The sequence below is a fragment of the Micromonospora sp. NPDC003776 genome (assembly GCF_053605645.1).
On the sequence record NZ_JBSGJR010000004.1, the window covers coordinates 15,838 to 28,546 of the forward strand.

A 12,709-nucleotide genomic window follows, 5' to 3' on the forward strand; every position below is an offset into this window, starting at 1 on the left:
CTCGCGGCACCACGTGATGCGATGATGCGAGCCGCATTGTGGTTGGCGTGGGCCGCACCGTCTGTATCAGCCACCGGCAATCGCCGGGTCAGCGGATTGTGGCGATGAGGCGTTGCAGGGCCGCGTGGGCGGGTGGGCCCCACGTGGGCTTGCCGCCTGGGCGGCCGTGGACGCCGGCATCGCCGATGAGGATGCCGCCAAGCGCGCGTGCCATGGCCCAACCGCGCGCGCGGCGCATGGTGGTGGTGTCCGGGGTCGGTTGGTACGCCGCGTAGAAGTGGTCGGTGCCTCGTCCGGTAGCAGGAGCCACCCGGCGGCGAGGTCATATGCCGGGTCGCCCGCGCAGAGGTCACCGAAGTCGATCACGCCGCAGAAGGTGCCGTCGGCGGTGAGCACGTTGGCCGGGTGCAGGTCGGCGTGCAGCCACAGCGCAGGGCCGGTCCATTGGGGCGCGGTGACCGCGTCGTGCCAGACAGCGCGGACGGCATCCGGATCGTCGACCAGCCTCCGCTCGGTGGCGGAGGTGAGCGCCGCGGCGAATCCGTCGGCGAGGTCGGCCAGTGGCCCACCGCGGTCCCGGCCGGTGGGCGCGCCGCTGGGGGCGGGTTGGTGGAGAGCCGTCAGGAAATTGGCCAAGGATTCGGCTGCGTCCGCAGCGCGAGAGACGGGGATCCGGTCGGCCGGCGTGCCCGGAACCCAGGTGGTGATGAGCCAGGGGCGGGGGAACCGTTCAGAAGGCTCGCCGAATCGCTGCGGGATCGGGATCGGCAGCGGAAGGCGCGGGGCAAGCTTCGGCAGCCAGGAGTACTCCTTGCGCAACAGTGCGTCCGCGGCCCCAGTCGCCCAGGGAAGCCGGACGGCCAGGTCGTCACCGAGCCGCCACAGTTGATTGTCCCATCCACGCGCGCCCAGCTGAACTGGGCGATCGGCGAGGTCGGGGTGCTGGTCGCGCACCAGATCCCGGACCAGCTCCCCGGTGATCTCGAGCTCGATGTGGGTCATGCGGAGCAACAGTAGCTGTCAAGCGGAGCCTCCTGTTGAAGCTGTTGGGTGGCAGCCGGATTCAACAGGGGGCGGCTTCTTGCCACGATTGTCAGGGCTTGAGGATCTGACCGACAGGCAGTCAGCGCGGCGGCGGTGGCCCGAGTCGACCGGGGTCCGCCCAGTCGCTATTTGCCGGAAAAGCGTCTGAAGGTGCGGACTGCCGCCCCACACAGCAATCGTGCTGGGCAGGCAATGGCGGGCCGTTCGAAACCGCCAGCCCGTCGGGCAGGTCCTTGCCATGCTGGTAGACTGGTGTTCTACTTCATTAGAACAATCTGCGATGCCCGGAGCGGATAGCGAGGATTTTGGTGATCAACTTCCATGTCGACCGGTCCAGCAGCGTCCCCGCCTACGCTCAACTGGTACGGCAGGTGCGCGAAGCGCTACGCATCGGGACGCTGCAGCCCGGGGACCAACTCCCCACCGTGCGCAGCGTCGTGACCTCGTGCACGGTCAACCCGACCACCGTGCTCAAGGCCTACCGGGAACTGGAGCTGTCCGGCCTGGTTGAGGCGCGGCAGGGGGCGGGCACCTTCGTCAGCGGAACGCTCGGCCACGCGGATCCCCACGTCATGGCCCGCCTACGCAGCAGCCTGGCGCGGTGGCTCGGCCAAGCCCGCGACGCCGGTCTGGAGGACGAGGACGTCCAGGCGCTGCTCGCCTCGGTGATCGCCGAGAACTCGGCGCGCCAGGCTGGCGGCCACCGGACGCAGGCCGCTGGGCTCCAGAAGACGGAAGGCGCCGCATGAGCGAGCAGTCCATCGCCGTGGAAGCCCGCGACGTAAGCAGGCGCTACGGCACCGTCTGGGCACTACGCGAGTGCAGCTTCGAACTGCCCGCCAGCCGCATCATCGCGCTGGTCGGCGCGAACGGCGCGGGCAAGTCGACGCTGATGAGCATCATCGCCGGCACGTTGGCGGCCACCTCCGGCTCGCTGCTGGTCCACGGCCGGCCGGTGGTGAAGGGCAGGTCCACCGACGGGGGTGGTTCAGCCGGAAGCCGGGTCGCGATCCTGGCCCAGGACAAGCCGCTCTACCGGGACTTCAGTGTCTCGGACATGCTCCGCTTCGGAAGGTCGATGAACCGGGTGTGGGACGAGCGGCGGGCGCTGTCGTGGCTGCAGCGCTTCGACATCCCCCTGGACCGCCGCTGCGGCAAGCTGTCCGGCGGGCAGCGGGCGCAGGTCGCGCTGGCGGTCGCCCTGGGCTCCCGCCCGGCGGTGCTGCTGTTGGACGAGCCCCTGGCGAACCTGGACCCGGTGGCTCGCACCGAGGTGACTGGCGAACTCATGGCGGAGGCCGCCGATGGTGACATGACCGTCATGCTGTCGACCCACATCATCGCCGAGCTCAGTGGCGTCGGTGACCATCTGCTGCTGCTCGACGCGGGCCGGCCCGTGCTCAACGGCGATGTCGAGGAGTTACTCGATAGTCACGTGCGGCTGACCGGACCCCGCGCGGACCAGCCGCCTGGGCCGGGCGCGGTCGTGCAGGCCCAGCACACTGACCGCCAGTCCACGTTCATCCTCCGGCAGCCGGCGCCACCGGCGGCGCACGCCGTCGTCGCCCCCGGCTGGACCGCCCAACCCATCACCCTGGACGAGCTGATCCTGACCTACCTGAAGGCATCGTCCAAGGCACACCGTGATCTGGAGACAGCAGCATGAGCGCGGTCACCCAAGCGCCCGCCCCAACGCACCACCAGGACGATCTCGGGTCCGCCGGCGGCCCCCACGGTCTGCTGTGGCTGACCTGGCGTCAGCACCGCTGGGCCCTGATCGGCATGCTCGTGCTGGCCGCCGTCCTGGTGGGCTGGATGACCTACCTGTCCATGGAACTTACGGACCTGTGGCACCAGTGCCACAACACGTTCTGCCCGGAGCACTCTCCGCAAGGCGAGCGGCTCGGCGGGTCCTCGAACCTGGTCTTGACCTTGGGTGCCCTGTCGCGGCTGGTGCAGTACATGCCGCTGCTGATCGGCGTGTTCATCGGCGTCCCGGTGCTGACCAGGGAGCACGAGCAGCGAACCCTGCTGCTGGCCTGGAGCCAGGACGTCTCCCCGGTGCGCTGGCTGTGGACCAAGCTGGGCATACTCGGCCTGTTCGTGGCGGCTGTGACCGCGGTCGTCGCCGGCGTCAGCGACCACCTGGCGCACCTGGAGACCCAGGTCGCTCCGGCAATCCTGTTCGACTACGTGCCGTTCCTGAACACCGGGATGCTGCCGGTCGCGATCAGCATCTGCTGGTTCGCGGTCGGCGTCGCACTCGGCGCCGCGATCAAACGCACGCTCCCCGCCGTGTTCGGCGTGATTGCGGGCTTCATCGGCCTGACCTACTTCGTCCAGTGGCGTTACCCAACCCTCATGAAGCCGCTGTCCGCGCAGCTGCAGGTGGGCGGCCCGGACGGTGGCCTGCTGCGTGACAACGCCCTGGTCGTCAAGGGCGGCATGATCGACTACGGTAGCGGGGGGCCGTCCGGCGCGTTCGACGCCTCTGGGCGCGAGCTCAGCGGCGTCGAGCTGCAACACCTCTGCCCGCCCGACAACGATGGCGGCAAGATCCTCTCCTGCGAGTTCGACAACCATCTTCTGCACCACCTGCAGTACCAGCCGGGCAGCCGGATCCCCGACTTCCATCTGATCGTCGCGACCGGCTACCTGGGCCTGGCCGCGGTGGCGCTCGCCGCCCTCTGGTGGATCGTCCGCCGCACCAACCTCAACGCGGGCTGACCCGAGCAGCCGAGGCCCCTCGGCAATGTTTAGGGCGGTGCCGCAGGACGATATCGACGCGGAGCCCCGAAGGAAGATGGCGCACCGAGGTTTCCTCGGCGGCGTGACGGTTGCGGTGTGTGACGGGGCGCGGGTGCCGCGGGCGGCCTAAGCCTGCGGTGCCAGGGTGCGTAGGACGTCGAACTCGTTGCCCTCGGGGTCTGCCATGACCACCCAGTTCCGGTCTGAGCCCTGGCCCACATCCGTCCTAGTCGCGCCCAGGCCGAGTAATCTGGTCACCTCCTCCTCGGTGCTGCCGTCGATTGGGCTGACATCGAGGTGAAGCCGGTTCTTCACGGTCTTTCCCTCAGGCACCTGGACGAACAGCAGGGTGGGCGGCATCTGACGGGCCCGAACATCCTCGACGGTTGGCATCCACGAGCCGATCTCGACCTTGCCCTCGCTCCGGTCGATCACCTTGAAGTTCAGGACCTCGCACCAGAAGGCCGCGAGCCTCTCCGGATCGTGGCAGTCAACGGTCAACTCGGTGAACCTGCTTGTCATGACTCTCCCAGATAGTGCGGACGGGGCTCAGCGTATTGGCCAGGCTCTGCCACCGCTGGTCCGGCCAGAACCGGCGATCCGACTCCTCGCGGCCGATCGGCTCGTCGGCTCGGGCATCGGGGTCCTGCGCGGCCAGCTCGCCGACAAGCCCATCGCGTCGATTTCACCCGGTCGGCTCTGACACCCGCTGCTACGGTGTTTCGATGATCATGGGGCCGACGGTTCTGGGTGCCTACTTTCCCGGAGTAGACGCGCACGCCTATCCGATCGAGCACCTTCCCGCCGACCGGTTGACCCACCTGTTCTATGCATTCGCCACAATCGAGGACGGCCGCCTGACGCTTCCGTCCGCCGCACCGGCGCAGCTCGCCGCGATCAAGCAGGCGTATCCACACCTGCGCATCGTGATCTCGGTCGGCGGCTGGGGTGCCGGCGCGTTCTCCGACGCCGCGCTGACCCCGCGCACACGCGCCGACCTGGTCGACGCATGCGTGGAGCTCGTCGCCGGCGTCGACGGCCTGGATCTGGATTGGGAGTTTCCGGTGTCGGGCGGTCCGGCCGAGCTCACCCGCCGGCCCGAGGACCGGCGCAACTGCACCCTGCTCGTCGAGGATCTGCGTGAGCGTCTCGGCCAGGACCGCCTGCTGACCGCCGCCCTGCCGGCCGGACGGCTGCAGTCGGACGGCCCTTACGACCCGGCGAACAGCTTCGAACTCGAGCAGCTCGCCGATCTCCTCGACTTCGTCAACGTCATGACCTACGACTTCGGTACGGGCTTCTCCCCGATCGCGACGTTCAACGCGCCGCTGGCGGAAGTCGCCGACGACCCGCTCGATCCCAGCCTGCGGCGGTGGAACAACATCACCGGCGCGGTCGACTACTACGAGCGTCACGGCGTACCACGGGACAAGCTCGTGCTCGGCGTGCCGTTCTACGGCCGCGGATTCCGCGTCACCTCGCCCGGCGAGCAAGCCGGTCTGTTCCAGCCCCAGACCGGTACGGTTGATGTCGGCACCTGGCGCGACATCAGCCGTGACCTGCTGCCCGACCCGGCATGGCAGCGCCACCGCCATCCGGTCGCCCGCGCACCGTGGCTCTACCATCCTGGTACGCAAACGTTCGTGAGCTACGAGGACGCCGACTCCATTGAGGAGCGATCGGCGTTCGCGGCGAGGCACGGGCTGCGGGGCGCGTTCACCTGGCAGCTCGCCGGTGACGACAGCGAGAATTCCCTTCTCACCGCCATGACCCGCCCGTTCTGTGAGTAACCGCAGTCGTGGGCCGTCCGGTCGGCCTTGAGGAAGGATGACCGGGCGCCGCTGCGTGGGGTGCGTAGGTGGGCTGTGAACGCCGGCGTGGCTGAGGGTTGTTCGTCGGGGCACGCCGGTAGGCGCATGGCCCTTTCGGCGCTGGTGTCACGTCTCGAGTGCCCCCGATCCCGCACGCCGGACACTAGATTCACTCCATGTACTCGACCCAGGTATCCCAACTCGTCAAGGCACCGCGCTCAGCCGTCTTTCAGGCACTGCTGGACCCGGCCGCGGTCGCCACGTGGCGGGTCCCCACCGGCATGAGCGGCCACGTGCACGAGTTCGACGCCCGCGAGGGCGGCTCGTTGCGCGTCTCGCTCACCTACGAGGCGCCGGACAATACCGGCAAGTCGACGGCACACACCGACACCTACCACGGCCACTTCACCAGGATCGTGCCCGGCCGGCAGGTGGTCGAGGTCGTCGAGTTCGAAACCGACGATCCCGCGCTCGCCGGTGCGATGACCATGACGACGACCCTCACCGACGTGGAGCGCGGCACGCAAGTCGTCGTCGTGCACGACGGTATTCCCGACGCGATCCCGGCCGAAGACAACGAGACGGGTACGCGCATCGCCCTGGCGAACCTCGCCAGACTCGTCGAAGCGGGAGCGGCCGAGGACACTGCGCCCCGGTGAGGTCGTACCCGTAACGCCGTCCGCACGCTGGTCGCAGACCTCATGCGCTGCCCCGAGCAGGCCGCCCGTGGCCGGCGTGCCCCCGCGCGTGCCCACCGGGTCCACGCCGCCGCCCGACCCGGGGTGTGTCGAGAACGCGGCACCGGCTCCGTTCAGAGACAGCAACGGCCACCACGGGTAGCGACCGGGAGCGACAAATGGAGGAACAGTGATGCAGCCCAACGAGATCAGCGGGGTCCTGAGCCCGCCGCTCAGCCAGGAACTGCTGGCCCGCGATCTGGCGCGGTTGGCCTACGTCGCCAAGGACGGCACACGCGCGCCATCCCGATCGCGTTCACCTGAAACGGCGCGCAGAGCATTCTGTGCACGTCGAAGAACGCCCCGAAACTGCATGCCCTGCGCGCGAACCCGACGGTCGCCCTCACCATCGACACCGAGGTACACCCGCCCAAGATCCTGCTCCAGCGCGGCCGCGCAGAACTGGATGTCGTGGAGGGGTGTCAACTGCCGCCAAGGGAGTGTGTTCTTTAGCAGCCAAAGACGCGTTCTGGTGCGGTGTTTGGGCGAGGGACTGCGGGTGTGTCGCACCCGTCGCCGACACTGATCCCGGAGGGGGTGAGTGGGGGGTGGGTGTGCGCAGTATGCAGGCGTATCGTTTTGCGCTCGATTTGACCCCGGCTCAGGAGCGGTCGGTGCTGGCGCATGCGGGCGCGGCGAGGGTGGCGTACAACTGGGCACTGGCCAAGGTGAAGGCCGTCATGGACCAGCGCGCCGCCGAACGCTCCTACGGCACGCCCGAGGAACTGCTGACCCCGGCGGTCGGCTGGTCGCTGCCACCGTTGCGTAAGGCGTGGAACCAGGCGAAGCCGGATGTGGCGCCGTGGTGGCCGGAGTGCTCCAAAGAGGCTTACAACACTGGCCTGGACAACCTGGCCCGTGGGTTGAAGAACTGGTCTGACTCGCGTGCGGGCAAGCGGAAGGGGCGGCGAGTCGGGTTTCCGCGGTTTAAGTCCCGTCGCCGTAGCACGCCGAGTGTCCGGTTCACCACGGGTGCGATTCGGGTGGAGCCGGACCGTAAGCATGTGGTGCTGCCCCGGCTGGGCCGGCTCAAGCTGCACGAGTCCGCCCGTAAGCTCGCCCGCCGTCTGGAGGTGGGCACGGCTCGGATTCTGTCGGCGACGGTGCGCCGGGACGGCGGGCGGTGGCAGGTCGCGTTCTGCGTCGAAATCGAGCGGGCCGAGCGCACCCGCACCCCGACGCGCCCGCGGGCGGTGGTCGGTGTGGATGTGGGGATCAGCCACCTGGCGGTGCTGTCCACCGGTGAGATGGTGCCCAACCCGCGGCATCTGGACGAGGCGGCCCAGCGGATGCGGCGTCTGTCCCGGCGGATGTCCCGCCGCGTCGGCCCGGACCGGCGCACCGGCCGGCGGCCTTCGAATCGGTGGGAACGCGCCCGCCGGCAGGTCTCCCGCGCGCATGCGCGGGTGGCGAACCTGCGCCGTGAGGGCCTGCACAAGCTCACTACCGGGTTGGCCCGCGCGTACGGCACGATCGTGGTCGAAGACCTCTACGTGGCCGGCATGCTGGCCAACCGGCGGCTGGCCCGGCAGGTCGCGGATGCCGGCTTCGCCGAGATCCGTCGACAGGTGGGCTATAAGGCCTCATGGAACGGTGGCCGGCGGATCGTCGCCGACCGCTGGTATCCCTCCAGCAAAACCTGCTCGGGCTGCGGCGCGGTGAAAGCCAAACTGCCGCTGCGTGTCCGAACCTACACCTGCGACTCCTGCGGCCTGGTCCTCGATCGGGACCTGAACGCCGCGCGTAACCTCGCCGCCCTCGCGGCCGAGGCGACCACCGCCGGGAGTGGCCCGGTAGCAGGACGTGGAGCCGACCGTAAGACCCGCCCCGGCGGGCCGGTGGCCATGAAACGTCAACCCGGCCCCGCTCAGGCGGACAAGACCGGGACCGTCCCACCGCAAGGCGGGACATACCGACCAGTCGCTAAAGCGCACTGACAGGTAACGGCATCCCGCAGGAGTACCTGGCGATGAACGGCACGTACCAGATGACGCCCGAGCAGCGGGTCGAGTGGGAGGCGGAGGTGCGCTCGCTCTACGACGGCATGGTCCGCATCGTGGTGACTTCGACGTGGGCCAAGCGGATCGACTTCGAGACAACGCTGCCGAGTGCGGTGGAGGAGCTGGTCCGGCAGCGCGCGCAGCGCCAGCGCGTCTGAGCGCCGCGCGGATTTCGCGGGATCGGCCAGGAAATCTCGCGGCGGGTCTCGGCGGCGCGTGCGTCGGCGACGGTTGCTTGCCGTGACGTCACCTGACAGTGGCGCCTTCCTCGACGTCGAGCAGCAGCGGCAGCTGGACCGTCAGGGCCGGTCGTGCACGAACCAGGCGTCGCCGGCGGGCAAGGCGACGGCGACCTCCCACCGGCTCAGGTCCAGGTTCTAGGCGAGCGCCTTGAGCTGCCCGGCCGCGGTCCACGCCTCGTCGCCCGGCGTCGGGCGACGGCCCACCTGGAACTGAAGCATCGTGCCCCACGACGCGACCAGGCGGGCGTCCCACCGGTGACGCCACTGCGCCAGCACCTCGGCCAACCTCTGCTGGTACTCGCGGGTCGGGGCGCCGAAGAAGTCCACCCAGTACCCGAAGCTGCGGACGTCACTGGTGGGCGTCAGCATGAGCAGGACACTGTTCGGCGTGTACCAGTAGTCGGTCTGCGTCACGAACCGCACGCTGTCAAGCACCCGGGCGTGCAGGTCGGCGTCGGCGAGCAGCCGGTCGTACAGCGCCCGCTCCAGCTCCGGATGCGGAGCCGGCAGCGCCACGTCCGACACCAGGGCCGTGAGGTCGACGCCGGCCACGCCACGCGCGTAGTACTCGACCACGCCCTCGTCGACCTCTTCGTCCTCGCTGTAATGGCGGTAGACCATCCAGGGTTGAGAAGACCTTGCGGCCTCGGCGAACGCGCGCAGTTCCGACTCCGACGGACCCGGCTGCGGCTCCGGCCGGATCCTCAGCGTGTCGTCGAAGTCGTCGGTGACCATGACGGGCCGCCGTCCGATGACCGGCACCAGTGCCTCGGCCGCCTGCCAGGCCTCCTGCAGGCGACGGGGCTCGACGTCGGCGACGAGGACGGTGCCCCACGGGCCGTGACCGATCGGCAGGCCGGCCAGTGGTGTGCCGACGAAGGCCGCTTCGATCTGCTCGAGGTCGTTTCGCACGGTGAGAGTGTCTCCGATCATCGACCCGACCACGAGCCGGCACGTCCCTATACGGCACCGCCCGGGCTGGTCGGGAGGTTCCTCGCCTTGACCGGACGGCTGTCACCGCCCTGACGCCACCCGCAGACCCCCTCGACCAGACCCTGACCGTCCAGACCTGCCGAATTGGGTAGGAACGTCGGTCAGGTGGTCGGACTCCATACCCACGGAGTGGTGGTACCGACCGCGTGCAGACCGAGCCGTTGAAGAATGGGCCTGCTGTCCTCGGACGCGTCGACCATGAGGTACTTGATGCCCCGCTCGGCGGCGATCTGTGCGCGGCGGGCCACCAGCGCGCGGTAGATGCCCTTGCGGCGCCACTGGGCAAGGGTCGATCCGCCCCAAAGTGCCGCGAACTCCGTGCCGGGAATGATGACCAGCCAAGCGGCCGACACGACCTGGCCCGCAGCCTCCGCGACGAGAACGACGATGTTCTCGGGAGCCGATTCGATACGGTCGCGTAGGTCGTCGGCCAGCCACGACCAGTCCACACCCCACACCTCGGACTCCATGGCCGCGATGCGTTCCAGGTCGGCCAGGTCGCTGGTTTCGCGGATAGCGACGCCGTCGGGCACGTCGCCGGCCGCGTTCAACGTGGTTGCCAGACCGACGACCACCGTTTCCTCGTCCTCCGGCGCGAAGCCGGCCAGCCGCAGCCGCTCAGTGAGATCCCGGCGGTCATGGCCGTAGGTCTTCCACTCGACCGCCTGGCCGCGCGCAGCGGCGCGGTCACGCACGCGCCCGATGAGGGCGTCCAGTTCCTCCACGCTGAGCCCGTCGAGGTCGTGAGCGAAGGCGAGTCCTCTCCCCGGAGTGGCGATCTGCAGGACAGGGCCGTCCCACGACGGCTTCCAGTTGTTCGGTAGCCGCGAGGCGATGCTGCCCCGCACCTGCTCGTCATGTAAGGCCAGAAGTTCGCTGGGGGTACTCATCGCCGCGCAGCATGACAGGGGCACCGCCTATCGGCAAGCCGTTTCGTCATCGTCTTCTGGGGCCGCGAACGTGCCGGAACGGGTTGCCTCCAACGTGTCGGTCAGTCGGCAAGGCGGTCGCGGCGGCGGGTGAGGTACGCCCGCTCCGCGGTGTTGCCGGCGAAACCCCCGGCCGTACGCCCCGGCGACTCGCCGCCGCGCCCGAGTCGCCGCAGCAGGTCGGCGCGCCCGGCGTGGAAGGCGTGTTGGCCGGCATGGGCTTCGCCGAGCCGGTCGGCCTCGGCCAGTCAATCGGATCGTCGTACGGGCATCGGGCACATCGCACGGCCTCCCCAGCGGGCAGGTGTGCTCTTGGCGCGTGGAGAGCACCTGCGCTTGGGCGGGCTCACGCGAAGTCGGCCGCGTGGTCGGCGGCCCATTGGGCGAACGTACGCGCAGGGCGGCCCAGTACCGCCGGCACGTCGCCGGTCACCTGCTCCGGCGCCTCCACCATGGCAGCCCAGCCCGCCAATGCCGCGTCCGCGAACGCGGGGCTGCCCATCGCCGCGGCCAGCATCGGCCGGATGGCCTGGGCGGGCACGTCCTTCCAGTGCAGGTCACGGCCGATTGCCTCGCCGATGATGCGCACCTGCTCGGCCTGGGTGACCGTCTCCGGGCCGCTGAGCACGTAGGTCTGCTTGTCGTGCCGGTCGCTGGTCAGCGCCTCGACCGCCACCGCGGCGATGTCGTCCTCGTGGACCATCGAACGGGCCGCCGCGCCGTAGGGCCAGCGCACCACGCCCTCGGCTCGGATCGACTCGGCCCAGCCGAGCGTGTTCGTGGCGATGCCGGTGGGACGCAGCATCGTCCAGGGCAGCCCGGACGCGGTGATGGCGCGCTCCACCACAGCCCAGAACGAGTACGGGTCGGTCTCGGCGGAGGCGGCCGAAACGCACACCACCCGGGGCGACCCGGCACTGGTCAGCACGTCGGCGACGCGCGGAGCGAGCTGCGCTGCCGCGGCCGGGTCGACGAACGGCCAGATCAAAAAGACGGCCCGGACACCGTCCAGGTGCGGGCGCAGGGTCTGCGGATCGGCCAGGTCAGCGGCCACCACCTCCACGGCTGCTGGCAGATTCGCGCGGCTGGGATCGCGGGTGACGGCGCGTACGCGGTGTCCCGCGGCGAGCAGCCGCTGCACCACATGCCGCCCGATGTTGCCCGTCGCGCCGGTTACCACGATCATGGTCTCCTCCAGGGAACTCTCGTGAATTCGATGAAGCCGACCGTAGAACCTCAACATTTGTTGAAGTCAACCTCGGGTGGGCATACTCGGGGCGTGAAGCACGACACGTCTTTCGACTGGCACGAGCCGGGCCTGACCGTCGGCCAGGTGGCGCAGCGCAGCGGCGTCGCCACGTCAGCGATCCGCTTCTATGAAGCCCAGGGCCTGATCAGCAGCGACCGCACGGCCGGTAACCAGCGCCGTTACCACGGCGATGTGATGTGCCGGCTGGCGATGATCGAAGCGTGCCAGCCGGTCGGCCTCACCTTGGCCGAGGTGGGTCAGGCACTCGCAGCGCTGCCACCCGGGCAGGCGCCCACCCGACAGGACTGGGACGCGCTCGCCCAGCGGCTGCGCACCGAGGCCCAATCCCGCATCGACCAGCTCAGCCGGGTGCTGCGCGAGCTCGCCCCTGCCCCTGAACCCGGCCCGCCCGGGGTGGATGCCTGACGACCGTGGCGCTCGGGACGATCTCCGAGCCTCACCGGCGGCACCTACTGTCCGCGCAGCACCAACAGGCTGCAGAAGCCGAGCGAGACGGCGTGGACCGCGACCTCGCCGATACCTGGGATGGGCGGTTCGTGGCTGCACAGCAACAGCCCATAGATGCCGTCGCCGCTGCTGATGTGGTAGCTGCGCCGGGACTGGGCAGTGTCGCGGTCGTCGCAGTCATCCCTCGATGAACTGGTAGTAGCGGACGATGCGACCGTGCCCAGCCCTGTTTTCGAACGGCTCGACGTATCAGCGGGGCAGGGCCTGGAACCCTTCCTGCGGCCACAACGGCGGCTCCATCGAGGCCACCACCGCAAGGTGGCCGGCACACCCGCAGCGAGCCGGCTCGGCACCAGGACAAAACAGGTGGCCTCCCCAGCCCGTCCGGCCCTACCTTGTAACTGGATATTCGTTTCCCAACACTCACGAGAGGGTTTCACTCCGCGTGACGCCGCCTGCTCTTTAGACCTGACAACATCCCGCGCATC

At 69.4% G+C, this 12,709-nt stretch carries 12 protein-coding genes and 1 pseudogene; 8 read left to right on the plus strand and 5 right to left on the minus strand.

All coding sequences use genetic code 11. The features are described from left to right. Positions 1-88: 88 nt before the first annotated feature. Positions 89-1,002, minus strand: a pseudogene (locus ACWEVO_RS00725) (aminoglycoside phosphotransferase family protein). Between the two features lie 350 nt (positions 1,003-1,352). On the opposite strand from ACWEVO_RS00725, the gene ACWEVO_RS00730 reads away from it, so the two are divergent. The 3 genes from ACWEVO_RS00730 to ACWEVO_RS00740 are packed head-to-tail and all read left to right on the plus strand — an operon-like array spanning position 1,353 to position 3,771. Beyond that, positions 1,353-1,793 carry a GntR family transcriptional regulator gene (locus ACWEVO_RS00730; protein ID WP_452305476.1) on the plus strand — a complete coding sequence of 147 codons (441 nt, stop codon included), beginning with the start codon at positions 1,353-1,355 and terminating at the stop codon, positions 1,791-1,793. Beyond that, on the plus strand, positions 1,790-2,710 hold the full coding sequence (locus tag ACWEVO_RS00735) for an ABC transporter ATP-binding protein (protein ID WP_452305453.1): 921 nt from the start codon (positions 1,790-1,792) through the stop codon (positions 2,708-2,710). The genes ACWEVO_RS00730 and ACWEVO_RS00735 overlap by 4 nt, the downstream gene beginning before the upstream one ends. Continuing rightward, positions 2,707-3,771: an ABC transporter permease gene (locus tag ACWEVO_RS00740; RefSeq protein ID WP_452305454.1), complete on the plus strand. Its 1,065-nt coding sequence runs from the start codon at positions 2,707-2,709 to the stop codon at positions 3,769-3,771. Before ACWEVO_RS00735 ends, ACWEVO_RS00740 begins: the two co-directional genes overlap by 4 nt. Positions 3,772-3,918: 147 nt before the next feature. On the opposite strand, the gene ACWEVO_RS00745 is transcribed toward ACWEVO_RS00740, so the two are convergent. Further along, positions 3,919-4,314 (minus strand): VOC family protein, encoded by a 396-nt coding sequence (locus ACWEVO_RS00745; protein WP_452305455.1) that lies wholly within the window; start codon positions 4,312-4,314, stop codon positions 3,919-3,921. A gap of 203 nt (positions 4,315-4,517) precedes the next feature. Between ACWEVO_RS00745 and ACWEVO_RS00750 the strand changes: the two genes are divergently transcribed. The 4 genes from ACWEVO_RS00750 to ACWEVO_RS00765 all read left to right on the plus strand — a co-directional run bounded on the left by ACWEVO_RS00750 (position 4,518) and on the right by ACWEVO_RS00765 (position 8,498). Next, a complete protein-coding gene (locus ACWEVO_RS00750; RefSeq protein WP_452305456.1) occupies positions 4,518-5,582 on the plus strand; it encodes a glycoside hydrolase family 18 protein in 1,065 nt (354 codons plus the stop codon). 197 nt (positions 5,583-5,779) lie between these two features. Then, positions 5,780-6,262 carry an SRPBCC family protein gene (locus ACWEVO_RS00755; protein ID WP_452305457.1) on the plus strand — a complete coding sequence of 161 codons (483 nt, stop codon included), beginning with the start codon at positions 5,780-5,782 and terminating at the stop codon, positions 6,260-6,262. A 641-nt stretch (positions 6,263-6,903) separates the two neighbouring features. After that, positions 6,904-8,277 carry an IS607 family element RNA-guided endonuclease TnpB gene (gene tnpB / locus ACWEVO_RS00760; RefSeq protein WP_452305477.1) on the plus strand — a complete coding sequence of 458 codons (1,374 nt, stop codon included), beginning with the start codon at positions 6,904-6,906 and terminating at the stop codon, positions 8,275-8,277. 32 nt (positions 8,278-8,309) lie between these two features. After that, complete coding sequence (locus ACWEVO_RS00765) at positions 8,310-8,498, plus strand: hypothetical protein (RefSeq protein WP_452305458.1); 189 nt, start codon at positions 8,310-8,312, stop codon at positions 8,496-8,498. A 219-nt stretch (positions 8,499-8,717) separates the two neighbouring features. Here the strand turns inward: ACWEVO_RS00765 and ACWEVO_RS00770 are convergent, their stop codons facing one another. From ACWEVO_RS00770 to ACWEVO_RS00780, 3 genes are all read right to left on the minus strand, one after another. Continuing rightward, positions 8,718-9,494 (minus strand): DUF4253 domain-containing protein, encoded by a 777-nt coding sequence (locus tag ACWEVO_RS00770; protein WP_452305459.1) that lies wholly within the window; start codon positions 9,492-9,494, stop codon positions 8,718-8,720. Positions 9,495-9,676: 182 nt separating this feature from the next. Further along, entirely contained in the window at positions 9,677-10,465 is a 789-nt protein-coding gene (locus tag ACWEVO_RS00775) for a GNAT family N-acetyltransferase (protein WP_452305460.1), read from the minus strand. A gap of 385 nt (positions 10,466-10,850) precedes the next feature. Then, a complete protein-coding gene (locus ACWEVO_RS00780) occupies positions 10,851-11,690 on the minus strand; it encodes an SDR family oxidoreductase (protein ID WP_452305461.1) in 840 nt (279 codons plus the stop codon). A gap of 93 nt (positions 11,691-11,783) precedes the next feature. Between ACWEVO_RS00780 and soxR the strand changes: the two genes are divergently transcribed. Continuing rightward, complete coding sequence (gene soxR, locus ACWEVO_RS00785) at positions 11,784-12,179, plus strand: redox-sensitive transcriptional activator SoxR (protein WP_452305462.1); 396 nt, start codon at positions 11,784-11,786, stop codon at positions 12,177-12,179. Positions 12,180-12,709 lie beyond the last annotated feature (530 nt).

Coding starts and splice junctions, on each gene's coding strand:
- ACWEVO_RS00735 (WP_452305453.1), top strand. CDS start 1,790: ATGAGCGAGCAGTCCATCGCCGTGGAAGCCCGCGACGTAAGCAGGCGC.
- ACWEVO_RS00740 (WP_452305454.1), top strand. CDS start 2,707: ATGAGCGCGGTCACCCAAGCGCCCGCCCCAACGCACCACCAGGACGAT.
- ACWEVO_RS00745 (WP_452305455.1), bottom strand. CDS start 4,314: ATGACAAGCAGGTTCACCGAGTTGACCGTTGACTGCCACGATCCGGAG.
- ACWEVO_RS00750 (WP_452305456.1), top strand. CDS start 4,518: ATGATCATGGGGCCGACGGTTCTGGGTGCCTACTTTCCCGGAGTAGAC.
- ACWEVO_RS00755 (WP_452305457.1), top strand. CDS start 5,780: ATGTACTCGACCCAGGTATCCCAACTCGTCAAGGCACCGCGCTCAGCC.
- tnpB (WP_452305477.1), top strand. CDS start 6,904: ATGCAGGCGTATCGTTTTGCGCTCGATTTGACCCCGGCTCAGGAGCGG.
- ACWEVO_RS00765 (WP_452305458.1), top strand. CDS start 8,310: ATGAACGGCACGTACCAGATGACGCCCGAGCAGCGGGTCGAGTGGGAG.
- ACWEVO_RS00775 (WP_452305460.1), bottom strand. CDS start 10,465: ATGAGTACCCCCAGCGAACTTCTGGCCTTACATGACGAGCAGGTGCGG.
- ACWEVO_RS00780 (WP_452305461.1), bottom strand. CDS start 11,690: ATGATCGTGGTAACCGGCGCGACGGGCAACATCGGGCGGCATGTGGTG.